The sequence below is a fragment of the Aquabacterium sp. G14 genome (genome assembly GCF_037482285.1).
Classification (GTDB): domain Bacteria; phylum Pseudomonadota; class Gammaproteobacteria; order Burkholderiales; family Burkholderiaceae_C; genus Aquabacterium.
This window is the reverse complement of record NZ_JBBEYB010000001.1, coordinates 126,712-152,194: the sequence shown is the minus strand read 5'-3', so window position 1 is coordinate 152,194 and position 25,483 is coordinate 126,712. Positions and strand designations below refer to the sequence as shown.

Below are 25,483 nucleotides of genomic sequence, written 5' to 3'. Positions count from 1 at the left end.
GCGGATCACAGCGATTGCGTCAGCTCCGGCACCGCGGCGAACAGATCGGCTTCCAGACCGAAGTCGGCCACCTGGAAGATCGGGGCTTCGGGATCCTTGTTGATCGCGACGATCACCTTGGAGTCCTTCATGCCTGCCAGATGCTGGATGGCGCCCGAGATGCCGGCAGCGATGTAGAGCTGCGGCGCCACGATCTTGCCGGTCTGCCCGACCTGCAGGTCGTTGGCGGCGTAGCCCGCATCCACCGCGGCGCGCGAAGCCCCGATGGCGGCACCCAGCTTGTCGGCCAGGGGCGTCAGCACCTCGTTGAACTTCTCGGCCGAGCCCAGTGCGCGACCACCGGAGACGATGATCTTGGCGGCAGTCAGTTCGGGGCGGTCGTTCTTGGCGATCTCGCTGCCCTGGAAGGTGCTCAGCCCCGAGTCGGCCACGGCGTCCACGGTGCGCACCGTGGCGCTGCCACCGGTGGCGGCCGCAGCGTCAAAGCCAGTGGTGCGCACGGTCAGCACCTTCACCGCGTCGGCGCTCTGCACGGTGGCGATGGCGTTGCCGGCGTAGATCGGGCGCTCGAAGGTGTCAGCCGAGACCACCTTGGTGACATCGCTGATCTGGGCCACGTCGAGGCGGGCGGCCACACGGGGGGCCACGTTCTTGCCCGCAGCCGTGGCCGGGAACAGGATGTGGCTGTAGCCGGAGGCCAGGCTCACGACCTGCGCCTTCACGTTCTCGGCCAAGCCCTGCGCCAGGCTGGGGCCATCGGCATGGATCACCTGCGTGACGCCGGCGATCTGGGCGGCGGCAGCGGCCGCTGCGCCGGCGTTGTGGCCTGCCACCAGCACGTGCACCTCCGCGCCGCAAGCGGCGGCCGCAGTGACGGTGTTGAGGGTCGCGCCCTTGAGCGTGGCGTTGTCGTGTTCGGCAATGACGAGTGCGGTCATGTGTGTGTCTCCTTGCAGCGGCCTCACAGGACCTTGGCGTCGTTCTTCAGCTTGCTCACCAGGGTGGCCACATCGGGCACCTTGATGCCGGCCGAGCGCGCAGGCGGTTCGCTGACCTTGAGCGTCTTCAGACGCGGGCTCACATCCACACCCAGGTCAGCCGGCTTGAAGGTGTCCAGCGGCTTCTTCTTGGCCTTCATGATGTTGGGCAGGGTGACGTAGCGCGGCTCGTTGAGACGCAGGTCGGTCGTCACCACAGCCGGCAGGCTCAGCGCCAGGGTTTCGGCACCGCCGTCCACCTCACGGGTCACCACCAGCTTGTCACCGTCCTTGGCCACCTTGGACGCGAACGTGGCTTGCGGCAGGTTGGCCAGCTCGGCCAGCATCTGGCCGGTCTGGTTGCTGTCGTCATCGATGGCCTGTTTGCCGACGATGATCAGGCCCGGCTGTTCCTTGTCCACGAGGGCCTTGAGCAGCTTGGCCACGGCCAGGGGCTGCAACTCGGCATCGCTTTCGACCAGGATGGCACGGTCGGCACCGATGGCCATGGCGGTGCGCAGCACCTCCTGGCACTGGGCCACGCCGCAGGACACGGCCACCACCTCGGTGACGATGCCCTGCTCTTTCAGGCGCACGGCCTCTTCGACGGCGATTTCGTCAAAGGGGTTCATGCTCATCTTGACGTTGGCAATGTCCACGCCGCTCTGGTCAGCTTTGACGCGAACCTTCACGTTGTAGTCCACCACACGCTTGACGGCGACGAGTGCTTTCATCTTGTTGTGCTCCGAGGCGTGTGTGAAATCAGAAGGCGGCCGAGCCGGTGATCGCACGGCCCAGGATCAGGGCGTGGATGTCGTGCGTGCCTTCGTAGGTGTTGACCACCTCGAGGTTGACCAGGTGACGGGCCACGCCGAATTCGTCGGAGATGCCGTTGCCACCCATCATGTCGCGCGCCAGGCGGGCGATGTCCAGGGCCTTGCCGCAGTTGTTGCGCTTCATGATCGAGGTCACTTCGACCGGTGCCTTGCCCGCGTCCTTGAGGCGACCCAGGGCCAGGCTGCCTTGCAGGCCCAGCGTGATCTCGGTGAGCATGTCGGCCAGCTTCTTCTGGATCAGCTGGTTGGCGGCCAGGGGCTTGCCAAACTGCTTGCGGTCCATCACGTACTGACGGGCGCGGCTGTAGCAGTCTTCGGCGGCACCCAGGGCGCCCCAGGAGATGCCATAGCGGGCACTGTTCAGGCAGGTGAAGGGACCCTTCAGACCACGCACTTCGGGGAAGGCGTTTTCTTCGGGCACGAACACTTCGTCCATCACGATTTCACCGGTGATGGAGGCACGCAGGCCGACCTTGCCGTGGATGGCCGGGGCGCTCAGGCCCTTCCAGCCCTTTTCCAGCACGAAGCCGCGGATGGCGTCCTTGCCGTTCTCGTTGCACTGCGCCCAGACCACGAACACGTCGGCAATCGGCGAGTTGCTGATCCACATCTTCGAGCCGCTGAGCTTGTAGCCGCCTTCCACCTTGGTGGCGCGCGTGATCATGCTGCCAGGGTCGGAGCCGTGGTTGGGCTCGGTCAGGCCGAAGCAGCCGATGTACTCACCGGTGCACAGCTTGGGCAGGTACTTGCGCTTGGTCGCTTCGGTGCCGAATTCGTTGATGGGCACCATCACCAGCGAGTGCTGCACGCTCATCATCGAGCGATAGCCGGAGTCCACGCGCTCGACTTCACGGGCCACCAGGCCGTAAGAGACGTAGTTCAGACCGGAGCCACCGTACTCGGTGGGGATGGTCACGCCCAGCAGGCCCAGCTCGCCCATCTCGCGGAAGATGGACGGGTCGGTCTTCTCGTGGCGGAAGGCTTCGAGCACGCGCGGGGCCAGCTTGTCCTGGCAGTAGGCGCGGGCGGCGTCGCGCACGGCGCGTTCGTCATCGGTCAACTGCTGGTCCAGCAGCAGGGGATCGTCCCATTGGAAAGAGGCTTTGGCGTGTGAAGACATGGTGTGATCCTTGAAAAATATCAACGGTGCTGGAACACCGGTTTACGTTTGGCCAGGAAGGCTTGCATGCCTTCGCGGGCGTCGTCGGTGGCGAAGCGGCCATACAGCTCGCGACGCTCGAAGCCAATGCCTTCGGCCAGGGACGATTCCCAGGCGCGGTTGACACAGGCCTTGATGCTCATGACGGCCGGCAGCGAGAAGCTCGCCACCGTGGTGGCCACGGCCATCGCTTCGTCCATCAGTTGTTCGTTGGCGACCACGCGCGACACCAGGCCATCGCGCTCGGCTTCCTGGGCATTGAGCAGGCGGCCGGTCAGGCACAGGTCCATGGCCTTGGCCTTGCCGATGGCGCGCGGCAGGCGCTGGGTGCCGCCGGCGCCCGGCAGCATCGCCAGCTTGACTTCGGGCAGCCCGAAGCGGGCCGACTCGGCCGCGATGACGATGTCGCACGACAGGGCCAGTTCACAGCCACCACCCAGCGCGAAGCCGGCCACGGCACCGATCACGGGCTTGCGCACCTGGCGAATGGTTTCCCAGTTGCGGGTCACGAACTGATCGCGCACCACGTCCTGGTAGGTCCAGTCGGCCATGGCGGCGATGTCGGCACCCGCGGCAAAGGCCTTGTCGTTGCCGGTGATCACGATCGCACCGATGTTCTCGTCACGGTCGAAGGCCAGCAAGGCCTCGCCCAGGGCGGTCATCAGCGCGTCGTTGAGCGCGTTCATCTGCGCCGGACGGTTGAGGGTGATGATCCCGACGCGGCCTTGCGTGGAGGTCAGGATCGGTTGTTCTGTGGAGCTCATGGCAGATCGTTCTCTTGAAGGCTCACTCACTGAGCCTGCTTGACCATATCGGCGATCATTTCGCGCAGCTTGAACTTCTGAATCTTTCCAGATGCGGTCGAGGGCATGGATTCTTGAACCAGTAGCTTCTCGGGGATGTACTGCATCGCGACCTTCTGGTCCTTCATGTACGCCACCATCTCTTCGAAGCTCAGCGACTGACCTGGCTTGGTCACCACCACGGCGCAGGCACGTTCACCCATGCGCTCATCGGGATACGGCACGATGGCAGCCAGGGCCACAGCGGGATGGCGATACAGCAGGTTTTCGATTTCGACGACCGGGATGTTCTCGCCACCGCGGATGATCACGTCCTTGCTGCGGCCGGTGATGCGGATGTAGCCGTGCTCGTCCATGCGGGCCAGGTCACCCGTGTCGAACCAGCCTTGCTCATCGGTGCCGTTGAGGTGCGGGCGCTTGAGGTAGCCCCCAAAGTTGGAGCACGAACGCACCAGCAGCTTGCCGGCCTGACCGTGCGGCAGCTCGGTGCCATCCACGTCCACCACCTTGACTTCCACGCCGGGCAGCGGGCAGCCATCGGTGTTGAAGGCGCGCTCGTCGGGGTCGTCCAGGCGGGTCGTGGTCACGGCACCGTTCTCGGACATGCCCCAGGCGGACACGATCTTCACACCCAGCACGGCGCGGGCCTGCTCGACCAGGGCGGTGGGGATGGGGGCGCCCGCGCACAGGAAGGTTTGCAGCGTGGGCACGCTGGTGTTGGCCGCCTGCACGGTGTTGGTCAGGTCGGTCAGGAAAGGGGTGGAGGCCATCGTGAAGGCCACCTTCTCGGCATTGATCAGCTCGATGCCCTTCTTGGCCTCCCAGATGTCCTGCAGGACCACATGGGTCTTCAGGATGATGGGCATCAGCAGGCCGTACATGAAACCGGTCTGGTGGGCCATCGGCGAGGCCATCAAGATGGTGTCGTCGGCACCCAGCTTCAGACGCTTGGCATAGGGCACGATGTTGGCAAACACCGTGTTGGCCGAGTGCATCACACCCTTGGGTTCGCCGGTGGTGCCCGAGGTGTAGATCAGCTGGGTGATGTCGTCGGCCGTCGGACGGTGCTGCGTGAGGATGGCCTTCGCATCCGCGTCCTTTTCCCACTCGGGAATGGTCAGCAGGGCTTCGAAGCTGTTGGCCGCAGGCTGGCCGTTGGCATCGACAGCACCCACAACCACCACATGCTGGAGGTCGGGCAGCTGGGGCTTGAGGCCGTTGAGCATGGCTTCGAAGTCGAAACCACGGAAGACCTTGGGCACGATGACGACCTTGGCCTCACCATGCTTGAGCATGAAGGACAACTCGCGCTCGCGGAAGATGTGCATCATCGGGTTGAGCACCGCGCCGATGCGCGAGCACGCGAGGTAGGTCAGCGTGAACTGCCACCAGTTGGGCAGTTGCAGGCCCACGATGTCGTTCTTGCCCACACCAAGTTTGGTGAGGCCCACGGCGATGCGGTCTGCCAGGCGCGCCATCTCGGCGTAGGTGAAGCGGGTGACTTCACCGCTCTCCACGCGCACCGCGGTCAACGCCAGCTTGTCCGGACAGGCGGCCACGGCCGCGTCCAGCTCGTCGTTGATGGTGCGATCCAGCCAGTAACCTTGGGTCACGGCGGCGGCGCGACGGGGCGCCAGCAAAACAGCATCGAAATCCATGGGGTGTCTCCTCAATCTCTTTTCTCAAGGCGGCTGGTGGACTGTCAGCCCGGCCGCCACCGGCATCAGGCCGGCACGTTCTTGCGACCGGCGCGCACGCGGGCCACGATGGTCTTCATGATCTGGGCGGTGCCATCACCGATCTGGAAGCCCAGCACGTCGCGCAAGCGCTGTTCCATCAGACCGCGGTCGTAACCGCCGTGGCCGTAGCACAGCAGGCACTGGTGGATCACGTCGTAGGCCAGCTTGGGACCCCACCACTTGGCCATGCCGGCCTCGGCGGTGTGAGGCAGGCCCTGGTCCTTGAGCCACAGGCCTTGCAGGCACAGCAGGCGGGCGCCTTCGACTTCGGTGTCGAACTGGGCCAGCGGGTGGGTCACGCCCTGGAAGTTGGACAGGGTCTTGCCGAAGGCTTCACGCTGGGTGATGTATTCCCAGGTTTCTTCCAGCGCGACGCGGGCCACGGCCAGGCACTGCAGACCGATCAGCGAGCGCGAGAAGTCGAAGCCGTGCATCACCTGCACGAAGCCCTTGTTCTCTTCGCCCAGACGGTGGCTGACAGGCACGCGCACGTTCTCGAAGAAGATCGAGCCGCGGCCGATGGCGCGCTGGCCATGGCAGTCGAAGCGGTTGGTGGTCAGGCCCGGGGTGTCCATCGGGACCATCACGGCGGTGACGCCATGGGCACCGTCTTCAGGCTTGCCGGTGCGACCGAACACGACCGCGATGTCGGCCTGGTCGGCGGCGGAAATGGAGGTCTTCTCGCCGTTGATGACGTAGAAGTCGCCGTCACGCTCGATGCGCAGGCGCAGGTTGGCCGCGTCCGAGCCGCCACGCGGTTCGGTCAGGGCGATACAGCAGATGGCCTCACCCTTGGTCAGCTTGCGCAGCCAGGGGCCGACAACCTCGGGATTGCCGTACTTGGACAGGATCTGGCCGTTGAGCGAGGCCAGCAGGTTCAGGTAAGAGAAGCTGAGGTCGGCACGGGCGATCTCTTCGTGGATCACACCCGCAGCCAGACAGCCCATGCCCAGCCCGCCGAATTCTTCGGGCAGTTCAGGGCAGATGAACCCGAGTTCACCCATTTCGCGCAGCAACTCGCGATTGAGGTCGCGGGTCTTGTCGCGCTCCAGAAAACCGGGCGCCACGCGCTCGGTCGCAAAACGGCGGGCCGTCTCGGCCAGCGCCTGCAGGTCTTCGTTGATATACGGGTTCGGGTTCATCTCTCAGTCTCCAGATACGTGCTTGTCGTCGGTGCGCTTACTTGGCGTACTTGCGGAAGTCCGGCTGACGCTTTTCCTTCAGCGCGTTGACGCCTTCACGCGACTCTTCGGTGTCGTAGTACAGCTTCAGGGCGTACATGCCCATGCCGGCGATGCCGCTCTGGTGCGCGGTGTCCATGTTGAAGCTGCGCTTGGCGATGGCGATGGCGGTCGGGCTGCGTTCGCAGATCGTCTCGGCCCATTCCTGCACGGTGGCGTCGAGCTGGTCGTGCGGCACGACGGCGTTGGCCAGGCCCATGGCCACGGCTTCGGCGCCGGAGTAGCGCTTGTTCAGGTACCAGATCTCGCGGGCCTTCTTTTCGCCGACCACGCGGGCCAGGAAAGCGGTGCCGTAGCCAGGGTCGACCGAGCCCATCTTGGGGCCGACCTGGCCGAAGATGGCCTTCTCGGAAGCAATGGTCAGGTCACAGATGGTGCACAGCACGTTGCCGCCGCCGATGGCGTAGCCTTGCACGCGGGCGATCACGGGCTTGGGCACGTCGCGGATGGCGGTGTGCAGCTCTTCCATCGGCAGACCGATGGTGCCGCGGCCGTCGTAGTTGCCGTTGTGGGCCGACTGGTCGCCACCGGTGCAGAAGGCACGGTCGCCCGCGCCCGCCAGCACGATGCAACCGACTTCACGGTCGTAACCGGCCTTGTTCAGGGCCTTGATGATTTCGTCGCAGGTCTGGCCGCGGAACGAGTTCATCTTGTCGGGGCGGTTGATGGTGATCCACGCCACACGGTTACGCACTTCGTACAGGATGTCTTCGAATTCAACAGTCATGGTGTTCTCGCTTGGAATGAGGTTGGATGAGATGCAATCGGCTCAACCGTGCATGGTCAGACCGCCAGAGACGGAGATCACCTGACCGGTGATGAAGCCAGCGTCGTCGCTGCCGAAGAAGGCAATGGCGCTGGCCAGGTCGTCGGGCTGGCCCAGACGGCCCAGGGGGATGGCGCTCTTGAACGCTTCGATCAGCTTGGCCGGATCGCGGGCACCTTCGGCCACGCCCGCCAGCAGGGCGGTGTCGGTCGGGCCGGGGCACACGACGTTGACGGTGATGCTTTGGCGAGCGTGTTCGCGGGCCAGGGTCTTGGACAGGGCCACCAGACCGCCCTTGCAAGCGGAGTAGACGGCTTCGCCGGACGAGCCACCGCGGGCGGCGTCAGAGGCAACGTTCACGATGCGGCCGTACTTGCGCTCGGCCATGCCGGGCAGCACCGCGTGCAGCATGTGCAGTGCGCCGGTCAGGTTGATGGCGATCAGCTTGTCCCACTCTGCGGGCACGGTCTTCACGAAAGGCTTGAAGACATCCCAGCCGGCGTTGTTGACCAGCACGGCGATGGGGCCCAGGGCGGCTTCGGCAGCGGCCACGGCGGCATCGACTTCAGCGCGGTCGGTGATGTTGCACTTGAAGGCCTGGGCCACGCCACCGGCGGCCTTGATCTCGTCGACCACCTTCTGCGCAGCTTCGACGTTCATGTCGAACACGGCGACCTTGGCGCCATCCTTGGCGAAGCGCTTGCTGGTGGCACCACCGATGCCACCACCACCGCCGGTCACGATCACGGTCTTGCCTTCAAAGTTTGCCATGGGGTTCTCCATCCAGAGTGAGGGTTGATATGCTGCGCAATCAGGATGTTTGTCACGCAGCCGATATGTCAATGTGTTGACTAATCTTAGCCCTGCGTCTATCTTTTCGCAAGCATCCACACCAACGGAACATCTATGGTTTTCCCTAATGATGTGGGCGACATGGCCCGCATGGAACAGGCCAACCGCCTGTTCTTCCGCCTCTACCAATGCGCCAACATGTTGCATAAAACCGGCACCAAGGCCGTTGAGAGCGAAGGACTGACCACCCAGCAGTGGGCGGTTCTGGGGGCCTTGTCACGTCCTGATACACAAAACGGCATCAGCATGGGGGACCTCGCCCGCTTCCTGATGGTCAGTCGCCAGAACCTCTCCGGCCTGATCAGCCGCATGGAGCGCGACGGCCATGTCCGCAGCGCCCCGGATGGGCGCGACCGGCGCTCCCGCCTGGTCACCATGACCGACTCCGGCCGCCAGGTCTGGCTCGAGCAGGCAGCTCCCAAGATCCTGCGCTACTACGCACAGGCATTGAGCGGCTTTTCGAACAGCGACCTCACCCACACGGTGCACTACCTGCTCAAGCTGCTGGACAACATGAAGGTCATCGACGCCGAACAAGGGGGACATGGCCCGGTCGATGAGGACTGAGGATCTGGACCGTCGCCCCTGATCGAGCCAACAAGCTGATCAGCGCGCCCCCCTCCAAAGGCCGCCCGACGCACTTTTTCCTGATGCGGCAGGCCACATGGGCTGCACATCTGCTGGCCGCACCTGCGGCTTGTTGTCATGGGCGTGCCGTTCGCTCGCCGGCCAAGCTCACGCGTTCAGCGGCGCGGCCCGGGCAAACCGCGTTCCAGGCGGTCTTCCAGCTCGCCCAAGCTGGCCGCCAGCGAATTGCCGGTCTGCTCGGTGAAGGTCTGCGCCGCCTGCTCCAGCTCCGCGATGCGGGCCAGCAGCGCCTGATGCGCCTCGGCCTGCCGCATCGCCTGGCGCGTCAGCTCCGTCGAGATGAACTCCTGCAAGGCGGTAAAGCGCGAAGCCTCGGCCTTGTCGGCCAGCTCGCGGTTGACCTGCAGCTCCTTGCTGTGGCGGCGGGTGTCCAGCAAGACCGTGCCCTGCAGGTACACGGCGTGCACCAGGAAGATCACGGTGAGCAGCACGAGCAGGCTCAGCAGCGTCAGCCCCAGCGGCAGCGACACGCTGGCAAAGCCCAGGGACAGCTCCGTCGGGCTGACAAAGGCCTCCCAGTTCAAGACGGTGACCGCTGCCAGCATGGCCGCGAGCAACAAGAGCAACAGGTACAAGGTTCGCATGGCGGTCTCCCACATCGTCCAGTCATTCAGAGGGCACAGCCCCGAACCGCACCTTACACCGAGCGGGGTCCCTCGCGGCCTCTTGGCGCCTTCTGGGCGCCGCTGCACACCGCATCGCGCCGTCTGACAAGACTCGACGCCGACGCCGCACAGGCTCACAATGATCGCGTCAGCACCTTGAACCGGAGAAGTGCGATGCCGATGCCCCGCCTGCCCACCGAAGACTTCGCCGAGGCCGACGCCCTTGATGTCAACGATCCCCGCATCGTGCTGCGCCCCGATGGCTACCACTGGCTGAGTGAAGGCGGCCGCATCGAAAACGGTCCTTTCGAGAGCGCCCGCGCCGCCTGGGCCGACATGCACGCGGCCGACGAAGCCGCCCCGACGGCCGAAGACGACGTCGGCGAGGTATCGGCCGAGATCGGCATCGCCGATTGGATCAATCCCGACACCGGTGATCTGGCCGAAGGCACGATCCCGCACCTGAGCGACGAGTGAGGGCACACAGACAGGCGTCTCCGCGCCCCATCGCTGGCGCCAATTCCCAGCGCCAGCGATGGGCAAGCCCCCTCGGTCACAATGCGCCGCAAGCCCTTGTGACCCTGTTCGCCCACGGAGAACCCTGATGAAACTGTTCCTGAAACCCGGCGCCTGCTCGCTGGCCTCGCACATCGTCCTCGAAGAACTCGGCCGCCCCTACGAGACCGAAGCTGTCGACCTGGCCAAGAAGGTCACCGCCAGCGGCGCCGATTTCTGGGCCATCAACCCCAAGGGCTATGTGCCCGCCCTGCTGCTCGACGACGGCGACCTGCTCACCGAAGGCCCGGCCATCTTGCAATACTTGGCCGACCTGGCCCCTGAGCTGAACCTGGCGCCCGCCAACGGCAGCAAGGCCCGCTACCAGCTGCAAAGCTGGCTGGCGTTTGTCGGCACCGAAGTGCACAAAAACTTCAGCCCCTTCTTCAACCCGGCGGCCACACCCGAGATGAAGGAGCTGGCCCGCGCCAACCTGCAACGCCGTCTGGGCTACGTCAACGACCAGCTCGCCGATCGCGACTTCCTGATGGGCGACACCTTCAGCGTGGCCGACGCCTACCTGTTCACCGTGGTGGGCTGGGCTAAGTTCGTCCAGCTCGACCTGAGCGCCTGGCCCCACCTGATCGCCTTCCAGGGTCGCGTCGCTGCGCGCCCGGCCACCCAGCGCGCACTGAAGGCAGAAGGCCTGATCTGAGCCTGGCTCAGGCAGCCGGGTCCTGCGCCTTGGGCAAGGCCTGGCTGCGTCCCAGCACCTGGCTGGACGTCACGCCCATCGACACATAGATGCTGGTCAGTCCGTCCATGCCCACCTCGGCGGGTGTCACCCAATCCTCGCGCACATACAGCAGGCCGCCGCCCACCGGCACCGGTGCGGTAGGCACCAGCACCGCCAGGTGAGGCTGCCCATCGATCTCGACCGGATCGGGACTGGACAGCAGCGCCAGCACCTTCACGCCGCCGCTGTCGCCAAAGCGGCACCAGACCGGGCTCATGGTCTTGAGGCCGTCCTCTTCGCCCTGACTGAGCATGTCCACAAAGCGGCGGATCAGGTCATAGACATTGCGCACCAGCGGGATGCGGCGCACCACCGCATTGACCAGCCGCGCCAGGCCGCGCTGCAACTCGGCCTCGACCAGCAGCCCGAGCGCGAACACCCCCAGCACGATGATGAAGGCGCCCAGCACATAGCCCAGCATCACCGAACCCGACAGCCCGATCCCCAGGCTGACGAACACCTTGCCCACCAAGCTGCTCGGCCCCAGCCAGGCGTACAGCAGCCGCCCCAGCCAGATGAACACGGCGGCGGTCACAAACAAAGGCAAGGCAGCCAGCAGGCCCGTCACGAAGGTGCGGGTGAGCTGACGCAGGGAACGCTTCATGAGCATGTCAGGGCCCAGACATCGGCACGGCAACACTGCCGCCCGGCATTATCGCGAGCCTGGGCGGCAAAGCGCCCCACCCTGCCGCCGGCTACTTCCTATAATCAGCGGTTCCACCTTCACAGGCTGGCACCCGACGGCTGTGCACCGCACCGCTTCCTCCCAGGGCTGCCAGCCTCTCTTGTCTTTTCGGTGACCCCATGAGCGCTCCTTCCGACAACCAGACCTACGACCCGCGTGCCGTCGAAGCCCGTGCCCAACAGCACTGGGAAGCCAACGACGCCTACCGCGTCACCGAGAACCCAGACAAGAAATCGTTCTACGCCTGCTCCATGCTGCCCTACCCCTCGGGCAAGCTGCACATGGGCCACGTGCGCAACTACACGATCAACGACATGTTGACCCGTTACCTGCGCATGAACGGCTACAACGTGCTGATGCCCATGGGCTGGGACGCCTTCGGCCTGCCCGCCGAAAACGCCGCGCTCAAGAACAAGGTGCCGCCTGCCGCCTGGACCTACGACAACATCGCTTACATGAAGAAGCAGATGAAGGCGATGGGCCTGGCGATCGACTGGTCGCGCGAAATCGCCACCTGCCAGCCCGAGTACTACAAGTGGAACCAGTGGCTGTTCATCAAGATGCTGGAAGCCGGCATCTGCGAGCGCCGCACGCAAACCGTCAACTGGGACCCGGTTGACCAGACCGTGCTGGCCAACGAGCAGGTGATCGACGGCCGCGGCTGGCGCTCGGGCGCCCTGGTGGAAAAGCGCGAGATCCCGGGCTACTACCTGAACATCACCAAGTACGCCGACGAGCTGCTGGGCGCCGTCGCCAACCCCGAAGACAAGAACTACCTGTCGGGCTGGCCGGAGCGCGTGCGCCTGATGCAGGAAAACTGGATCGGCAAGTCCGAGGGCGTGCGCTTTGCGTTCAGCCACGACATCACCGGCGCCGATGGCCAGAAGATCAACAACGGTCAGCTGTGGGTGTTCACCACCCGCGCCGACACCATCATGGGTGTGACCTTCTGCGCCGTGGCGGCCGAGCACCCCCTGGCCCTGCACGCCGCAGCCTCCAAGCCCGAAGTGCAGGCCTTCATCGACGAGTGCAAGCACGGTGGCACCACCGAGGCCGAGCTCGCCACGCAAGAAAAGAAGGGCGTGCCCACCGGCCTGTTCGTCACCCACCCGCTCACCGGCCAGCAGGTCGAAGTCTGGGTCGGCAACTATGTGCTGATGTCCTATGGCGACGGCGCCGTGATGGGCGTGCCCGCGCACGACGAGCGCGACTTCGCCTTCGCCAAGAAGTACGGGATCGCCATCCAACAGGTCATCGGTGTCGAAGGCAAGACCTTCAGCCTGGACGCCTGGGCCGACTGGTACGGCGACAAGCAGCAAGGCGTGTGCGTCAACTCCGGCGTGCTCGACGGCCTGGCCCACAAGGACGCCGTCGCCAAGGTCGCCGAGTTGCTGATCGCCAAGGGCATCGGCGAGAAGAAGACCACCTGGCGCCTGCGCGACTGGGGCATCAGCCGCCAGCGTTACTGGGGCACCCCCATCCCCGTCATCCACTGCGCCGACTGCGGCCCCGTGCCGGTGCCTGAAAAGGACCTGCCGGTCGTGCTGCCCGAAGACGTGGTGCCGGACGGCAGCGGCAACCCGCTCAAGTCGCGCCCCGACTTCCTCAACGTCGGCTGCCCCAAGTGCGGCAAGCCCGCCCAGCGCGAAACCGACACGATGGACACCTTCGTGGACTCGAGCTGGTACTTCCTGCGCTACACCTGCGCCGACAACCACGGCCAGATGGTGGACGCTCGCACCGACTACTGGATGCCGATGGACCAGTACATCGGTGGCATCGAGCACGCCATCTTGCACCTGCTGTACGCGCGCTTCTGGACCAAGGTCATGCGTGACCTGGGCCTGGTCAAGGCCGACGAGCCCTTCAAGAAGCTGCTCACCCAGGGCATGGTGCTCAACCACATCTACTCACGCCGCACCGCCAAGGGCGGCAAGGAGTACTTCTGGCCCAAGGACGTCGAGCACGTCCTGGACGAAACCGGCAAGGTCACCGGCGCCCGCCTGATCACCGCCGTGGACAGCGCCGACGGCATGCTGCCGGTGGGCACCGCCATCGACTACGAAGGCGTGGGCACCATGTCCAAGTCGAAGAACAACGGCATCGACCCGCAAGAGCTGATCGAGAAGTACGGCGCCGACACCGCCCGCCTGTACACCATGTTCACCGCGCCGCCCGAGCTGACGCTGGAGTGGAACGACGCCGCCGTCGAAGGCAGCTTCCGCTTCCTGCGCCGCGTCTGGAACTTCGGCATGAAGCTGAGCGCCCTGCCCAAGGCCGACACCAGCGCGCTCACGCAAGGTGCCAGCTCGCTGGCCGACGTCGCCTTCGGCAAGGACGCCAAGGCCCTGCGCCTGGAAGTGCACACCGTGCTCAAGCAGGTGGACTACGACTACCAGCGCATGCAGTACAACACCGTGGTCTCCGGTGCGATGAAGCTGCTCAACGCGCTCGAAGGCTTCAAGGCCACCGACACGCCCGACGGCCAGATCGCCCTGATCGAAGGCTTCGGCATCCTGCTGCGCGTGCTCTACCCCGCCACCCCGCACCTGGCCCACACGCTGTGGAGCGAGCTGGGCTATGCCCTGAAACAGGGCGACCTGCTGGACGCGGCCTGGCCCAAGGTCGACGACAGCGCCCTGGTGCAAGACGAGATCGAACTGATGCTGCAGGTCAACGGCAAGCTGCGCGGCTCGATCAAGGTCAGCCCAAACGCCGACAAGGCCGCCATCGAGGCCGCCGCCCTGGCCAGCGAAGACTTCGCCAAGTTCGCCGAAGGCAAGGCCCCCAAGAAGGTCGTGGTCGTGCCCGGTCGCCTCGTCAACGTGGTGGTCTGACCATGCAGCGCCGCCACCTCCTCACCGGCCTGAGCGCCTCGCTGGCCCTGGCCACCCTCGGAGGCTGCGGCTTCCAGTTGCGTCGTGGCCCCAAGGCCATGGCCTTCCGCACCATTCAGCTCACTGGCTTCACCAGCACCTCGCCCCTGGCGGCCGAACTGGCGCGTGCACTCGAAGCCAGTGGCGTGCGCGTGGTCGATTCCACCCTGCAAGCCACCCAGGCGGCCGGCACCGAACAGGTGCCCACCAGCCACCTGGTGTTCGAGGCCTTGCGTGACAGTCGCGACCTGGTTGTCGTCACCAAAACCGCCTACGGTCAGGTGCGCGTCATGAGCGTGCGCACCAGCGTGCGCTTTCGCATCCTGCGGGGCGACGGGTCCGAACTGCTCCGCCCCACCGACGTGGCCCTGGCGCGCGACCTGAACTACAACGAGCGCGACGCGCTGGCCAAGCAGGACGAAGCTGCGGCCCTCCAAAAGAGCATGCAGACCGACATCGTCAACCAGGTGCTGCGCCGTCTGGCGGCCATCCGCCCCGAGCAGCTCCGCAGCGATGCGATCCCGATGCCCGCCACCCAGGCCGGGTCCGGGCCGGTGCGCTGAGCACCCCATGCAACTGCGCCTCGACCAGCTCTCGGCCCACCTGAGCAAAGGTGCCGGTGCGCTCAAACCCGTCTACACGCTGTACGGTGACGAGCCCCTGCTGGCCCAGGAAGCCGGTGATGCCATCCGCACCGCTGCGCGCGCAGCCGGCTTCACCGAACGCCAGGTGCACACCGTCAGCGGTGCGCACTTTGACTGGTCGGGCCTGTTGGGTGCGGCCAGCGAAATGTCCCTGTTCGGTGACAAGCAGATCATCGAGATCCGCATCCCCTCGGGCAAGCCCGGCAAGGAGGGCTCGCAGGCCCTGCAGCAGTACTGCGAAGCCGCCCAGGGCAACGATGGTCTGCTCACGCTAGTCACCCTGCCGCGCCTGGACAAGACCCAGCAAAACAGCGCCTGGTTCACCGCCCTCGATGGCACGGGCCTGACCCTGCGCTGCGATCCGATCGAGCGCGGGCAGTTGCCCCTGTGGATCGCCCAGCGCCTGGCTGCCCAGGGCCAGCAGGTCGAACCCGGCGAGGCCGGTCAGCGCACCCTGGCCTTCTTCGCCGACCGCGTCGAAGGCAACCTGCTCGCCGCGCACCAGGAAATCGTCAAGCTCGGCCTGCTGCACCCGCCCGGCACCCTCACCATCGAGCAGATCGAAGAGGCCGTGGTCGATGTGGCCCGCTTCAACGTCTTCAAGCTCAGCGAGGCCGTGCTCTCGGGCCAGATCGAGCGCACGCTGCGCATGATCGACGGCCTGCAGGCCGAAGGCGAAGCCGCCGTGCTCGTGCACTGGGCCTTGGCCGAAGACATCCTGGCGCTCTACCGCGCCCGCACCGCACTGGACGGCGGCAAGCCCCTGCCCATGGTGCTGCGCGAACAGCGCGTCTGGGGCCCGCGCGAGCGCCTGTTCGAACGCATCCTGCCCCAGACCCGCGCCACCGCCCTGGCTCGCCTGGTGGCCCACGCCAGCACCGTCGACGGCATCGTCAAAGGTCTGCGCCACCCGCAATGGCCCGAAGACGGCTGGGAAGCCTTGCGCCGCCTGGCGCTGGAGCTGGCCCAGACCGCGCAAGGCCAAGCCGCCGGCCGCGCCCCGGCGCCTGCCCGCCGCTGAGCGCCACCCGACCACAACCGGCGCCCACCGCCTGGGCTCGGCGCGCCCACGGCCCCCGCAGATCGGGGGCCGCCTCACTGGAAAGCCCCCGGCCAGCGTAGCGTCTGCCCCACCTACAGTCGGTGCACCGCCCCCTCGCGAAGCCTGCTCTCCCGTGCGCTCCCCCGACCTGATTCCACTGAACCGATCCGAGCACCTGTACTGGGCCGGTGAGGGCCACCTCGGCCCCATCAACCAGCCCTATGTCTTGCGCCTGAGCGGCCCGGTCGACGAAGCCTTGGTGCGGCAAGCACTGCGCGAACTCACCACCGGCTTCCCGCGCCTGCGCAGCGTGATCGAGCCCGGCCCCTGGCGCGACCGCCTGCGCATCCTGCCCGACGACCGCAGCGTGGACCAGCTGTTCGACGACGCCTACCGGGTGGAGCTCGGCGTGGCCCTCGACGACCGCGACGCGCTGCAGGCCTGGCACAGCGCCCGCCTCAACGAGCCGCTCTCGCTGGAGCGCGGCCTGCCCTGGCGCGCCCGCTTCCTGCCTCACCCCACGCAGCCCGCCCTGCTCTTCGTGGTGCACCACATCGTGGGCGACGGCCGCTCCATGGTCCAGCTGCTGTGTGCCATCCTCGGCCGACTCAACGGCCAGCCCATCGCGGCCAGCCCCCTGGACTCGCCCTCGATGCACGCCGCCGTCACGCCCGCGCGCCTGTGGCAATGGCCCGCAGCCGTCTGGCGGGGCTGGCGCCAGGGCCGCGCCGACAAACTCGCAGCCCAAGGCCAACAGGTCATCATGCTGGCCAGCCGGCGCAGCCCGCGCTTCACCACCTCGGCCATCCGCTACCACGAGCTGCCCTGCCCGGCCGAGGCCATGAAGCAGTTCGCCAAGGCCCATCGCACCACGCAAAACACCCTGCTGACCGCCCTGGTGGCCAACACCTTCCTGGCCCCGCACACCGGCAACGCACAGGCAGTGGCCGCCTTGCGCATCTCCGTCGACCTGCGCCGCTACTACCCCGAAGGCCAGGCCCCGGTATTCGGCAACTACGTCTCGTCCTTCACCGTGCGCGCACGCCACCAGCCCACGCTGGCCGCCCAGATCGCCGACATCGAGCGGCAGATCCAGCAGCACCTGGCCCGTTACGAACGGCGTGACCACGCCCTGCCCCTGACGCTGTACGAATGGCTGCCCTTCATCGGGCGCACGCGCTATCGCCAGCTGATCGCGGCCAGCAAGGCCCGCGGCACCCTGCCCGCACTCAGCTGCCACCTCAGCAACCTGGGCAGCGCCGAGTTCATCAACCCGAAAGACGCCCGCGTGCGCCTGCAGGCCCTGTGGCCCGCCACCGTCAGCACCGCACTGCTGCTGGGCGCCCTCACCCTCAACGGCCGGCAGTGCCTCACCGTGATCCGCCAGTGCGACGAGATCGACGACGAGGCCGTCGTGGACTTTCTCAGCCGGCTCGATCAGCAGTTCGCCAGCTTGCAGGGGTCGTCCACCGTCAGCTGACCCACGACCAGACGACGAGCACGCGGCCCCCGACCTGTTGCCCCTCCAGCTGTACGAGTTTGCTCCCCGCCTGCCGCAGCGGGATGGGCATCAGCCGCGCGCCGTGTGCAGCGCCTGCGCCAGCTGCGTGTAGGCGGTTTGCTGATCCGCCGGCAGCCCCAGGCTCGCCAGCGAGGGCCAGGCCTGGCGCTGCACCACCTCGGTCTGCACCTCGATCAAGCGCAGGGCATCGCCCAGACGCGGCAGCACCGGGCCGGCAAACAGCACGCGTCCCCCGTGGGCCACCAACAGCGTCGGAAAGGTCTCGATGTCGATGTCACCCAGCGCGTCGGCCTCGTCCTCGATGTCGATCCAGCGGTAGTGGTGGGCCGGCAGCGCCTGCTGCAGGGCCTCGAACACCTGCGCGTACTCACGGCAGGTGCCGCACCAGTCGGCGCACAGACAAACCACATCGAGGGCGGGCACGAGGGAGGGCGAATCAACCATGGTGCCCCGATTGTCTCAAACCCGGCGCTGTCACATTGCACCGGGCATCCACCGCCATAATCGAACTCCCTTTTTCAACCCCGTCACACAGGAGTTCGAACCATGCCGGTGATCGTGGTGGCCAATCCCAAGGGCGGCGTCGGCAAGTCCACGCTGTCGAGCAACATCGCGGGCTATTTCGCCCGCCAGGGGCACAGCGTCATGCTGGGCGACATCGATCGCCAGCAGTCGTCGCGCCTGTGGCTGCAACTGCGCCCCGACACGCTGCCCGCCATCCAGAGTTGGGACGTGGACCGCGACGACATCGTGCGCCCCCCGAAGGGCACCACCCACGTCGTGCTCGACACCCCGGCCGGCCTGCACGGCAAGCGATTGCAGGCGGTCATGAAACTGGCCGGCCACATCATCGTACCGCTGCAGGCCAGCGTGTTCGACATCTACGCCACGCAGGACTTCCTGAGCGAGCTGCACCGAAGCAAACGCTCCGACAAGGTGAAGCTGGGCGTGGTGGCCAACCGCGTCAAGGACCACACCAAGGCCGCCGAGCACCTGCAGACCTTCCTGCGCTCGCTCGACATCCCCTGGCTGGCCCAGTTGCGCGACACGCAGAACTACACCCATCTGGCGGCCCATGGCCTCAGCCTGTGGGACGTGCCTGCGCACAAGGTGGACAAGGACCTGGCGCAGTGGCGCCCCATCCTCGACTGGCTGGGCCGCTGAGCCCATCACTGCGGCCCAAGCACCAAAGCCCGGGCCCTCTCATGAGGCACCGGGCACATTCAGGCGTTCACGCCAGACAACAACGGGGGTGAGCGAACCACGTTCGCATCCGGAACCGGCCGCAGGGCCGTTCCGGTGAGTCACATCAGTGGCGGCGGGGAGGCGGCGTGTAGCCGTTGCGCTCGATGTGACGGAAGGTGATGCGACCCTTGGTCAGGTCGTAAGGCGACAGCTCCAGCGAGACCTTGTCACCCGCCAGGATGCGGATATGGTGCTTCTTCATCTTGCCCGAGGTGTAGGCAATCAGCTGGTGTCCGTTTTCGAGCGTGACGCGGAAACGCGAGTCCGGCAGGACTTCGTCCACGACGCCATTCATTTCAATCAGTTCTTCCTTGGCCATGGGCCGATCTCCAATAGGTCTTGACGGTGATGTGGCGGCGCCCTGCGCGGAGGGTGCGCGCCCGCCCGGGACAAAAGACCATGATCGGTTGCGCTCGGAGCGCGGCGTCCTGGGTGTGCAAACGTGTGCCATCCGATCGCAGTCAATGCGCGAGGCCTGTCATGGCAAGACCTCAGGCCGAATGGGCAACTGAACATGATAACACGGTGCGCCCAATCCAACGATGACGACACAAGCACCCCGCTGAGCCCCCCATTTCAGGCGAGAGGCCAAATAAAACAAGACAGGGGCGGAAAAACCGTGTATGGTGCGTTCTGTAGGTATACCAAGACCGTCGTTACTGAGGTCTGTTGTTTGTCCCCTGCCGCCCGGCAGGTTGGTTCGAATTTCCACCCAAGTGATCTTCTTGCGTGTCTCTGCAACGCCCCGGCATGTCGTCGCGGACGTTTTTTCATCACTTGTTAATTAAGGAAATTCCATGTCCACCACCAACCAAACCGGCACCGTCAAGTGGTTCAACGAAGGCAAGGGCTTCGGCTTCATCGCCCAAGACAACGGCGGCAATGACCTGTTCGCCCACTTCAGCGAAATCCGCACTTCGGGCTTCAAGACCCTGCAAGAAAACCAACGCGTTGAATTCGACATCACCCAAGGCCAAAAGGGCCTGCAGGCGTCGAACATCCGCCCGCTGTAATCCAGTCGGCTGAGTTTCACGCTCAGGCAAACGCGGCTTCGGCCGCGTTTTTTTTCGCCTGTGGCACAGTGCCCGGATGTCGTCCCATGCCACCCCGACCGCTCCGGCAGCCCACTCGGCTCGCCAGGACATCCGCACCATCGGCCTGATCGGCCTCGGTCACTGCACCTCTCACTTCCACCACATGCTGCTGCCGCCGCTGTTCCCGGTGTTCATCCGGGAGTTCGGCTTCAGCTATGCCGAGCTCGGGCTGCTGCTGACGGTGTTCTTCGTCATCTCCGGCGTGGGGCAGGCCCTGGCCGGCTTCGTGGTCGATCGCCACGGCGCCCGCCCGGTGCTGTATGGCGCGATGGTTTGCTATGTGGCCGCCTCACTGGCCACCGCGACCGCGCAAGGCTATGCCGGCCTGATGCTGGCGGCCGCCCTGGCCGGCCTGGGCAATGCCCCCATGCACCCGGCCAACTTCACCGTCTTGAACCGCCGGGTTTCAAGCTCGCGTCTGGGCCATGCCTTCTCGGCGCATGGGCTCAGCGGCAACCTGGGCTGGGGGCTGGGTCCGGTCTTCCTCATCGGGCTGACCACGCTGACGGGCAGCTGGCGCACTGCCGCGCTGTGCGCCGCGCTGCTGGGCGCCGGGGTGTTGGCACTGATGCTGTGGCGCCGTGACGATCTGGACGACCACCACGCCACCCACCGCGCTCAGGTCCAGGCGCAGGTCGCCGACGGCTCGGCCGAACACGCGCTGGCTTTCCTGAAGCTGCCCGCAGTGTGGCTGTGCTTCTCCTTTTTCCTGTGGACGGCCGCCGCCCTGGGCGCGATCCAGAGCTTTGCCAGCCCGGCACTGAACCTGATGTACGGCCTGACCGACACCACCACGGCCTTCGTCGTGACCGGCTACATGCTGTGCGGTGCCGTGGGCATGTTCATCGGCGGCTTCCTGGTCAACCGCGTGGCGCGGCTGGAGCGCACCATTGGGGCGTCCATCGGGGTGTCGGTGCTCATGCTGCTGCTGAGCGCCTCCGGGCAGTTGCCGCCCTGGCTGGCGGCCCTCAGCGTGGTGCTGGCCGGCTTTGGCACCGGTCTGGCCAACCCCTCGCGCGACATGCTGATCAAGCGGGCGGCTCCTCCGGGCGCCACCGGCCGGGTGTACGGCACGGTGTACGCAGGACTGGACAGCGGTCTGGCGCTGGCCGCACCGGCCTTCGGCCTGCTGATGGACCACGGTCTGCCCGCCGCGGTGTTCGCCGGGGCCGCTCTCACCTTGGCCTTGGGCGTCGCGTCCGCGGCCATCGTGGGTCAACGCATCGCCGCGCGGGCCTGATCGGGCCCGACTGGCCGCCCCCTCAGGGTGTCCGCACGCATCCATGCACCCTGGCAGGGAGGGCGCTCGCGCCACCCTCAATGTGGTTTGCGGGGTTTCTGAAACGCCTCAGGCTTGTAGACATTGCCTTCGCGTACCACATCGGCCGCCCGGCTGGCGCGCCGGGCACGCTCGATGGCGGCCTCGGTCGCCTGGCGTGCCTGCTCGGCTTGCGCGGCCTCGGCCTGGCGGGCGGCACGGCTGCGAAACAGACGGTGAACGGCGCCCGAAGTGAGCACCCACTGACGTCTGACGGCTTGATCCAGTTGGATGCGACGCGATGCGGGCAGGCACAGCCGCACCAACATCACGGCGCACACGCTCGCCACCAGCACCGCCAGAACCTGTTCCCCGGACATCACACCCTCGCCTTCTGCTCGCCCCACGCCACCACCGCAGCGCGCACCTCAATATAGTCCAGCCAGCTGGGCTATGCTTGCCACCATGACACTCCTGATACGCTGGCTTTTGCTGGCCTGTGCCCTGGTGCTGCTGACGCAGTGGAACCTGGGCGTACAGGTCGACAGCTTCGGCTCGGCCATGTGGGCCGCCCTGGTGATCGGCTTGCTCAACGCCTTCGTGCGCCCGCTGCTGATCCTGCTGACCCTGCCGGTCACCATCCTGACGCTGGGCCTGTTCCTGTTCGTCATCAACGCGCTGACCTTCCAGATGGCCTCGGGCTTGCTGGACGGTTTCCACGTGACCGGCTTCTGGCAGGCGCTGCTGGGCTCCATCCTCTACAGCCTGTGGGGCCTGGTCATCGACACGGCCCTGCAGCGCATGATGGCCCGCCCACCGCAGGGCTGAGCCCCCTCAGCGCCGACGCGTCACAGCGGTGTGGCCCGCAGGCGCACGCCGGCCAAGGCATGGGCCACGGTTGCCTCGCGCACGGCCGCGCGGTCGCCCGGCAGGTGCAGCAACTCGGTGTGCACGATGCCGCGGCGCAGCGCCCAGGCCAGCCACACCGTGCCCACGGGCTTCTCGGCCGAGCCCCCGGTCGGGCCGGCGATGCCAGTGACGGCCACGGCGATGTCGGCCCGCGAGCGCGCCAACGCCCCTTCGGCCATGGCCCGCGCCACCGGCTCGCTCACCGCACCGTGGGCGGCAATCAGGGCGGCGTCCACGCCCAGCATCTCGGATTTGGCCTCGTTGCTGTAGGTGACGAAGCCCCGCTCGAACCAGTCGCTCGAACCGCTCAGCGCGGTGCAACGGGCGGCAATCAGACCACCGGTGCACGATTCGGCCGTGGCCAAGCGCCAGTGGTGGGCCTTGAGGCGCTCGGCCAGCGCCACGACCTCGCTCGACACATTCAGGCTCACGCTCATCGCTGCATCCTTTCCGGCCCACCGGCCATTTGCTTGCCTCGCTCCAACGACCTTGATGCGGTTCAGCCGAACAGGGTAGCCAGCACCCCGCGATCCCGCACCGCCACACCCAGCGCCAGCACCAGCAAGGCGCAGGCGGCGGCCACCAGGTCGTCGAGCATGATGCCCAGGCCCTGGCGCCAGCCGATCGGCTGACCCGGCACGGCCTTGAACAGGGCATCGGCCCAGGCCACCGGACCCGGCTTGGCCGCATCGAAGAAACGGAAGGCCACGAACGCGCCCAGTTGCCCCAGCCAGCCCACCGGACCGATCAGCCACAACATCAGCCAGAAAGCCCAGATCTCATCCCACACGATGGCACCGGGGTCGCTGGTGCGCAAGTGCTGCGCCGTGCGGGTGCAGGCCCAGCAGCCCAGGGGCCAGCCCAACAGCAGAATGGCCGCCCAGATCAGATCGGCCTGCGGCTGGCCGCTCAGCGCCATCTGCAGCGCGACAAAGCTGAGCCAGGCCCACAGCGTGCCGACCGTGCCCGGCGCGATGGGGCTGAGCCCACTGCCAGCACCCAGGGCGATGAAGTGCGCCGGGCGGCTGAGCAAGATGCCCACCGTGGGCCGGCGCGGGGCTTCGCTCAGGGTCATGCGCCCCCCTTGAAGTGATCGAACGAGGTCCAGCGGTTGGGCACGGCCTGACGGTCCTCCGCGGTGCCCACGGCGCCACGCCACAGGCGCAAGCCCGGCTCGGCTTCGATCTGGCCGATGCGGCTGAGCACCAGGCCCAGCTCGGCCCCCAGTTGAGCCACCCGCTCACGCTGGGTGGGGGGCACGGTGAACAGCAGTTCGTAATCGTCGCCACCGGCCAGGATGCAATCGAGCCGTTCGTCGGACGAGCGCGTGGCCAGCCAGGGGCTCACGGGCAAGGCGTCCAGCGACAAGGCGGCCCCCACCCGGCTGCGGCGCAGCACATGGCCCAGGTCGCCCAGCAGGCCGTCGGACACGTCGATGGCGGCGGTGGCCAGGCCACGCAGGCCCACGCCCAGCGCGACGCGCGGGTCGGGGCGCTCCATGGCCAGGCGGGTGGCCTCGAAGGCCTCCGTGCTCAACCCTGGATGCAGGCTGCCGCGGAAGGCCTCCAGCGCCAGCCGCGCCTCACCGGGACAGCCGCTGACCCACAGGTCATCGCCCACCTGGGCACCGCTGCGCAGCAAGGCCTGACCGGTCGGCACCTCGCCCATCACGGTGATGCCGATGGCCAAAGGCCCCGCGGTGGTGTCGCCTCCGATGAGTTCGCAGTCGTGTTCGTCAGCCAGGTCGAGCAGACCACGGGCAAAGCCGCGGAGCCAGGCTTCGTCCACCCGGGGCAAGGTCAAGGCCAGGGTGAAAGCCAGGGGCGCCGCGCCACAGGCGGCCAGGTCCGACAGGTTCACCGCCAGCGCCTTGTGGCCCAGACGGGCCGGGCTGACGGTGGGCAGAAAGTGCCGTCCCTCCACCAAGGTGTCGGTGGACACGGCCAGCTGCATCCCCGGCGCCGGCGCGATCACCGCACAGTCGTCGCCATTGCCCACCACCGCACGGTGGGGCCCCTGGCCCGGCCGGCGCCAAAAGAAGGTTTCGATCAGATCAAATTCACCCAGGCTCATGGGTGCATTGTCGGGGAAGACGGCAACGACGTCCGTCTTGAAACGGTCAGAAAGACCCTGACCACGACAGCTGCCCGCCTCGGGCGTGCGATCCGTTGTCCAAGCGGTCGGTCATGACAGAGGCACTCAGACCTTTCCAATCCACTCCGAGTTGCATCGCGGCGGCAAACGGCTCCACGGCCACGCGCCAGCCGACTGTGCCTGGGTTTTGCCATCCCAACCACCCTTGCCAGAGCCCAACGCGGTTCTTGACCTTCACGGACCACAGTCCTTCAGGCCTCAGCCACTCGGCACGTACTTGCGTGGTCACGGGAATCCGCTCCACCACGGTGCGACGGGAGTACGTCCCGTTGATTTGGGCTTCCCGCGGATCGGCCACCTCACTGTTCAGGACAGCGTCTTCACCATTGATGCCCCGCCAGCGCAGACGCGACCACGCATCGCTGACCTGCAAACTCACGGTGTCCGGCACCCACGGTGACACCAGGGTCGAGCGCGATGCCTTGCGCCATGCCAGCGCGAGGGACAGTGCCTGGCCCACCCCTTCGGCACCGGGAGGCTGGAAGTACGTCGGCAGCGTCTTGGAGTGATCATCTCGCAAGGTGCCGGCGTAGCTATAGGTGTCGTTTGCGTTGTAAGCGACCTGGCCGGCGCTGCGCAGCGAGCGCAAGCGCTTCAGCGTGAGTTGATCAAACGACACGTCCAGCTTGAAGCCGCCCAAGTCCATGACCGGCGCCTGAACGGTCACGCCTTGACCGGTCCAATACAGGATGTGCGAGCGGGCATCGAGGGTCACGGGCGCATCGGGGTCGGTGCGGCTTTGATAGTGATACAGGGCCTGTGCGGCATCACCAGACATGCGCGCACTGCCATCGACACGCCCCACGGCCCCCAGCCGCCAGGCTCGGCCATCGCGCTGACGTCCCCAGGGCAGTAGCACCCCTGCCTCGGCCCGTGCGGTCACATACGCGCGCTGTTCGCCCGCGCGACGCTCGTAGCCTTTGGCCCAGCGGCCATCGAGGTCCAGTACCGGCGTGCCGTTGGACCAGGCCTCTACCGAGGCCTCGACGTAACCGCCCCAGCCAGCGAGGGGCGAGGCGGTCTGTGCAGCGGCACTGGATGTCCACAACGAGACCCCCACCATCAGCAGTGAAAAAACGTGAGATTGCGTCATGAATGAAGATCGTGTCATGCCAATGAAAAGGCCCCCGTGAGGGG

28 protein-coding genes are annotated in these 25,483 nt (G+C 66.5%); 11 read left to right on the top strand and 17 right to left on the bottom strand.

The genetic code is table 11. The annotated features are described in order from the left end of the window. Positions 1 to 5 precede the first annotated feature (5 nt). The 8 genes from WIT60_RS00745 to badH all read right to left on the bottom strand — a co-directional run bounded on the left by WIT60_RS00745 (position 6) and on the right by badH (position 8,292). Complete coding sequence (locus WIT60_RS00745) at positions 6 to 938, bottom strand: electron transfer flavoprotein subunit alpha/FixB family protein (RefSeq protein ID WP_339582041.1); 933 nt, start codon at positions 936 to 938, stop codon at positions 6 to 8. Between the two features lie 23 nt (positions 939 to 961). After that, positions 962 to 1,711 (bottom strand): electron transfer flavoprotein subunit beta/FixA family protein, encoded by a 750-nt coding sequence (locus tag WIT60_RS00740; RefSeq protein WP_320362896.1) that lies wholly within the window; start codon positions 1,709 to 1,711, stop codon positions 962 to 964. 28 nt (positions 1,712 to 1,739) lie between these two features. Next, complete coding sequence (locus WIT60_RS00735; protein WP_339582040.1) at positions 1,740 to 2,933, bottom strand: acyl-CoA dehydrogenase; 1,194 nt, start codon at positions 2,931 to 2,933, stop codon at positions 1,740 to 1,742. 20 nt (positions 2,934 to 2,953) lie between these two features. After that, positions 2,954 to 3,736, bottom strand: coding sequence for an enoyl-CoA hydratase (locus tag WIT60_RS00730; protein WP_339582039.1), 783 nt, complete (start codon positions 3,734 to 3,736; stop codon positions 2,954 to 2,956). 26 nt (positions 3,737 to 3,762) lie between these two features. Continuing rightward, a complete protein-coding gene (gene aliA, locus WIT60_RS00725) occupies positions 3,763 to 5,433 on the bottom strand; it encodes a cyclohexanecarboxylate-CoA ligase (protein ID WP_339582038.1) in 1,671 nt (556 codons plus the stop codon). Between the two features lie 65 nt (positions 5,434 to 5,498). Next, on the bottom strand, positions 5,499 to 6,656 hold the full coding sequence (aliB, locus tag WIT60_RS00720; RefSeq protein WP_320362904.1) for a cyclohexanecarboxyl-CoA dehydrogenase: 1,158 nt from the start codon (positions 6,654 to 6,656) through the stop codon (positions 5,499 to 5,501). Between the two features lie 37 nt (positions 6,657 to 6,693). Next, on the bottom strand, positions 6,694 to 7,482 hold the full coding sequence (badI, locus tag WIT60_RS00715) for a 2-ketocyclohexanecarboxyl-CoA hydrolase (RefSeq protein ID WP_320362906.1): 789 nt from the start codon (positions 7,480 to 7,482) through the stop codon (positions 6,694 to 6,696). 42 nt (positions 7,483 to 7,524) lie between these two features. Continuing rightward, positions 7,525 to 8,292 (bottom strand): 2-hydroxycyclohexanecarboxyl-CoA dehydrogenase, encoded by a 768-nt coding sequence (gene badH / locus WIT60_RS00710; RefSeq protein ID WP_339582037.1) that lies wholly within the window; start codon positions 8,290 to 8,292, stop codon positions 7,525 to 7,527. A 135-nt stretch (positions 8,293 to 8,427) separates the two neighbouring features. Between badH and WIT60_RS00705 the strand changes: the two genes are divergently transcribed. Further along, the gene (locus WIT60_RS00705) at positions 8,428 to 8,940 is read left to right on the top strand and encodes a MarR family winged helix-turn-helix transcriptional regulator (RefSeq protein WP_339582036.1); all 513 of its coding nucleotides are present in this window, start codon (positions 8,428 to 8,430) and stop codon (positions 8,938 to 8,940) included. A 176-nt stretch (positions 8,941 to 9,116) separates the two neighbouring features. Here WIT60_RS00705 and WIT60_RS00700 read toward each other — a convergent pair whose 3' ends face one another. Then, positions 9,117 to 9,605, bottom strand: coding sequence for a LapA family protein (locus WIT60_RS00700; RefSeq protein ID WP_339582035.1), 489 nt, complete (start codon positions 9,603 to 9,605; stop codon positions 9,117 to 9,119). A 195-nt stretch (positions 9,606 to 9,800) separates the two neighbouring features. Between WIT60_RS00700 and WIT60_RS00695 the strand changes: the two genes are divergently transcribed. Both WIT60_RS00695 and gstA read left to right on the top strand, forming a co-directional pair. Beyond that, the gene (locus WIT60_RS00695; RefSeq protein WP_339582034.1) at positions 9,801 to 10,103 is read left to right on the top strand and encodes a hypothetical protein; all 303 of its coding nucleotides are present in this window, start codon (positions 9,801 to 9,803) and stop codon (positions 10,101 to 10,103) included. Between the two features lie 127 nt (positions 10,104 to 10,230). After that, positions 10,231 to 10,836 carry a glutathione transferase GstA gene (gene gstA / locus WIT60_RS00690; protein WP_339582033.1) on the top strand — a complete coding sequence of 202 codons (606 nt, stop codon included), beginning with the start codon at positions 10,231 to 10,233 and terminating at the stop codon, positions 10,834 to 10,836. 7 nt (positions 10,837 to 10,843) lie between these two features. On the opposite strand, the gene WIT60_RS00685 is transcribed toward gstA, so the two are convergent. Further along, positions 10,844 to 11,521 carry a DUF502 domain-containing protein gene (locus WIT60_RS00685; protein ID WP_339582032.1) on the bottom strand — a complete coding sequence of 226 codons (678 nt, stop codon included), beginning with the start codon at positions 11,519 to 11,521 and terminating at the stop codon, positions 10,844 to 10,846. Between the two features lie 200 nt (positions 11,522 to 11,721). Here WIT60_RS00685 and leuS point away from each other — a divergent pair, with 200 nt between their 5' ends. The 4 genes from leuS (at position 11,722) to WIT60_RS00665 (ending at position 17,644) form a co-directional block, all read left to right on the top strand. After that, positions 11,722 to 14,439, top strand: a complete 2,718-nt coding sequence (gene leuS, locus WIT60_RS00680) for a leucine--tRNA ligase (RefSeq protein ID WP_339582031.1) — start codon at positions 11,722 to 11,724, stop codon at positions 14,437 to 14,439. Between the two features lie 2 nt (positions 14,440 to 14,441). Further along, positions 14,442 to 15,041 carry an LPS-assembly lipoprotein LptE gene (locus WIT60_RS00675; RefSeq protein ID WP_339582030.1) on the top strand — a complete coding sequence of 200 codons (600 nt, stop codon included), beginning with the start codon at positions 14,442 to 14,444 and terminating at the stop codon, positions 15,039 to 15,041. A 7-nt stretch (positions 15,042 to 15,048) separates the two neighbouring features. Next, a complete protein-coding gene (holA, locus tag WIT60_RS00670; protein ID WP_339582029.1) occupies positions 15,049 to 16,143 on the top strand; it encodes a DNA polymerase III subunit delta in 1,095 nt (364 codons plus the stop codon). Between the two features lie 154 nt (positions 16,144 to 16,297). Then, a complete protein-coding gene (locus WIT60_RS00665) occupies positions 16,298 to 17,644 on the top strand; it encodes a condensation domain-containing protein (protein WP_339582028.1) in 1,347 nt (448 codons plus the stop codon). Between the two features lie 90 nt (positions 17,645 to 17,734). On the opposite strand, the gene WIT60_RS00660 is transcribed toward WIT60_RS00665, so the two are convergent. Continuing rightward, the gene (locus WIT60_RS00660) at positions 17,735 to 18,130 is read right to left on the bottom strand and encodes a thioredoxin family protein (RefSeq protein WP_339582027.1); all 396 of its coding nucleotides are present in this window, start codon (positions 18,128 to 18,130) and stop codon (positions 17,735 to 17,737) included. 102 nt (positions 18,131 to 18,232) lie between these two features. Here WIT60_RS00660 and WIT60_RS00655 point away from each other — a divergent pair, with 102 nt between their 5' ends. Further along, on the top strand, positions 18,233 to 18,850 hold the full coding sequence (locus WIT60_RS00655; RefSeq protein WP_339582026.1) for a ParA family protein: 618 nt from the start codon (positions 18,233 to 18,235) through the stop codon (positions 18,848 to 18,850). Between the two features lie 145 nt (positions 18,851 to 18,995). Here the strand turns inward: WIT60_RS00655 and infA are convergent, their stop codons facing one another. Beyond that, complete coding sequence (gene infA, locus WIT60_RS00650; RefSeq protein WP_339582025.1) at positions 18,996 to 19,250, bottom strand: translation initiation factor IF-1; 255 nt, start codon at positions 19,248 to 19,250, stop codon at positions 18,996 to 18,998. Between the two features lie 478 nt (positions 19,251 to 19,728). On the opposite strand from infA, the gene WIT60_RS00645 reads away from it, so the two are divergent. Together WIT60_RS00645 and WIT60_RS00640 are read left to right on the top strand one after the other, a co-directional pair. Continuing rightward, entirely contained in the window at positions 19,729 to 19,944 is a 216-nt protein-coding gene (locus WIT60_RS00645) for a cold-shock protein (protein WP_320362946.1), read from the top strand. 76 nt (positions 19,945 to 20,020) lie between these two features. Further along, on the top strand, positions 20,021 to 21,265 hold the full coding sequence (locus WIT60_RS00640) for an MFS transporter (protein WP_339582024.1): 1,245 nt from the start codon (positions 20,021 to 20,023) through the stop codon (positions 21,263 to 21,265). A 77-nt stretch (positions 21,266 to 21,342) separates the two neighbouring features. Here the strand turns inward: WIT60_RS00640 and WIT60_RS00635 are convergent, their stop codons facing one another. After that, on the bottom strand, positions 21,343 to 21,663 hold the full coding sequence (locus WIT60_RS00635) for a hypothetical protein (RefSeq protein ID WP_339582023.1): 321 nt from the start codon (positions 21,661 to 21,663) through the stop codon (positions 21,343 to 21,345). An 85-nt stretch (positions 21,664 to 21,748) separates the two neighbouring features. Between WIT60_RS00635 and WIT60_RS00630 the strand changes: the two genes are divergently transcribed. Continuing rightward, on the top strand, positions 21,749 to 22,111 hold the full coding sequence (locus tag WIT60_RS00630) for a phage holin family protein (protein WP_339582022.1): 363 nt from the start codon (positions 21,749 to 21,751) through the stop codon (positions 22,109 to 22,111). 20 nt (positions 22,112 to 22,131) lie between these two features. Here the strand turns inward: WIT60_RS00630 and WIT60_RS00625 are convergent, their stop codons facing one another. From WIT60_RS00625 to WIT60_RS00610, 4 genes are all read right to left on the bottom strand, one after another. Further along, entirely contained in the window at positions 22,132 to 22,629 is a 498-nt protein-coding gene (locus WIT60_RS00625) for a CinA family protein (protein WP_339582021.1), read from the bottom strand. Between the two features lie 62 nt (positions 22,630 to 22,691). Further along, the gene (locus WIT60_RS00620) at positions 22,692 to 23,267 is read right to left on the bottom strand and encodes a phosphatidylglycerophosphatase A family protein (RefSeq protein ID WP_339582020.1); all 576 of its coding nucleotides are present in this window, start codon (positions 23,265 to 23,267) and stop codon (positions 22,692 to 22,694) included. Next, the gene (thiL, locus tag WIT60_RS00615) at positions 23,264 to 24,259 is read right to left on the bottom strand and encodes a thiamine-phosphate kinase (RefSeq protein WP_339582341.1); all 996 of its coding nucleotides are present in this window, start codon (positions 24,257 to 24,259) and stop codon (positions 23,264 to 23,266) included. Before thiL ends, WIT60_RS00620 begins: the two co-directional genes overlap by 4 nt. 52 nt (positions 24,260 to 24,311) lie before the next feature. Continuing rightward, on the bottom strand, positions 24,312 to 25,439 hold the full coding sequence (locus WIT60_RS00610) for a hypothetical protein (protein ID WP_339582019.1): 1,128 nt from the start codon (positions 25,437 to 25,439) through the stop codon (positions 24,312 to 24,314). Between the last annotated feature and the right edge of the window lie 44 nt (positions 25,440 to 25,483).

What these genes read in the sequence shown, in the direction of transcription:
- aliB (WP_320362904.1), bottom strand. Translation starts at nt 6,656, where the DNA reads ATGAACCCGAACCCGTATATCAACGAAGACCTGCAGGCGCTGGCCGAG.
- WIT60_RS00685 (WP_339582032.1), bottom strand. Translation starts at nt 11,521, where the DNA reads ATGAAGCGTTCCCTGCGTCAGCTCACCCGCACCTTCGTGACGGGCCTG.
- WIT60_RS00630 (WP_339582022.1), top strand. Translation starts at nt 21,749, where the DNA reads ATGACACTCCTGATACGCTGGCTTTTGCTGGCCTGTGCCCTGGTGCTG.
- WIT60_RS00735 (WP_339582040.1), bottom strand. Translation starts at nt 2,933, where the DNA reads ATGTCTTCACACGCCAAAGCCTCTTTCCAATGGGACGATCCCCTGCTG.
- WIT60_RS00625 (WP_339582021.1), bottom strand. Translation starts at nt 22,629, where the DNA reads ATGAGCGTGAGCCTGAATGTGTCGAGCGAGGTCGTGGCGCTGGCCGAG.
- badH (WP_339582037.1), bottom strand. Translation starts at nt 8,292, where the DNA reads ATGGCAAACTTTGAAGGCAAGACCGTGATCGTGACCGGCGGTGGTGGT.
- WIT60_RS00705 (WP_339582036.1), top strand. Translation starts at nt 8,428, where the DNA reads ATGGTTTTCCCTAATGATGTGGGCGACATGGCCCGCATGGAACAGGCC.
- WIT60_RS00730 (WP_339582039.1), bottom strand. Translation starts at nt 3,736, where the DNA reads ATGAGCTCCACAGAACAACCGATCCTGACCTCCACGCAAGGCCGCGTC.
- gstA (WP_339582033.1), top strand. Translation starts at nt 10,231, where the DNA reads ATGAAACTGTTCCTGAAACCCGGCGCCTGCTCGCTGGCCTCGCACATC.
- infA (WP_339582025.1), bottom strand. Translation starts at nt 19,250, where the DNA reads ATGGCCAAGGAAGAACTGATTGAAATGAATGGCGTCGTGGACGAAGTC.
- WIT60_RS00620 (WP_339582020.1), bottom strand. Translation starts at nt 23,267, where the DNA reads ATGACCCTGAGCGAAGCCCCGCGCCGGCCCACGGTGGGCATCTTGCTC.
- WIT60_RS00745 (WP_339582041.1), bottom strand. Translation starts at nt 938, where the DNA reads ATGACCGCACTCGTCATTGCCGAACACGACAACGCCACGCTCAAGGGC.
- WIT60_RS00675 (WP_339582030.1), top strand. Translation starts at nt 14,442, where the DNA reads ATGCAGCGCCGCCACCTCCTCACCGGCCTGAGCGCCTCGCTGGCCCTG.
- leuS (WP_339582031.1), top strand. Translation starts at nt 11,722, where the DNA reads ATGAGCGCTCCTTCCGACAACCAGACCTACGACCCGCGTGCCGTCGAA.
- WIT60_RS00695 (WP_339582034.1), top strand. Translation starts at nt 9,801, where the DNA reads ATGCCGATGCCCCGCCTGCCCACCGAAGACTTCGCCGAGGCCGACGCC.
- WIT60_RS00660 (WP_339582027.1), bottom strand. Translation starts at nt 18,130, where the DNA reads ATGGTTGATTCGCCCTCCCTCGTGCCCGCCCTCGATGTGGTTTGTCTG.
- WIT60_RS00700 (WP_339582035.1), bottom strand. Translation starts at nt 9,605, where the DNA reads ATGCGAACCTTGTACCTGTTGCTCTTGTTGCTCGCGGCCATGCTGGCA.
- WIT60_RS00655 (WP_339582026.1), top strand. Translation starts at nt 18,233, where the DNA reads ATGCCGGTGATCGTGGTGGCCAATCCCAAGGGCGGCGTCGGCAAGTCC.
- WIT60_RS00635 (WP_339582023.1), bottom strand. Translation starts at nt 21,663, where the DNA reads ATGTCCGGGGAACAGGTTCTGGCGGTGCTGGTGGCGAGCGTGTGCGCC.
- WIT60_RS00740 (WP_320362896.1), bottom strand. Translation starts at nt 1,711, where the DNA reads ATGAAAGCACTCGTCGCCGTCAAGCGTGTGGTGGACTACAACGTGAAG.
- WIT60_RS00610 (WP_339582019.1), bottom strand. Translation starts at nt 25,439, where the DNA reads ATGACGCAATCTCACGTTTTTTCACTGCTGATGGTGGGGGTCTCGTTG.
- holA (WP_339582029.1), top strand. Translation starts at nt 15,049, where the DNA reads ATGCAACTGCGCCTCGACCAGCTCTCGGCCCACCTGAGCAAAGGTGCC.
- WIT60_RS00645 (WP_320362946.1), top strand. Translation starts at nt 19,729, where the DNA reads ATGTCCACCACCAACCAAACCGGCACCGTCAAGTGGTTCAACGAAGGC.
- badI (WP_320362906.1), bottom strand. Translation starts at nt 7,482, where the DNA reads ATGACTGTTGAATTCGAAGACATCCTGTACGAAGTGCGTAACCGTGTG.
- WIT60_RS00640 (WP_339582024.1), top strand. Translation starts at nt 20,021, where the DNA reads ATGTCGTCCCATGCCACCCCGACCGCTCCGGCAGCCCACTCGGCTCGC.
- aliA (WP_339582038.1), bottom strand. Translation starts at nt 5,433, where the DNA reads ATGGATTTCGATGCTGTTTTGCTGGCGCCCCGTCGCGCCGCCGCCGTG.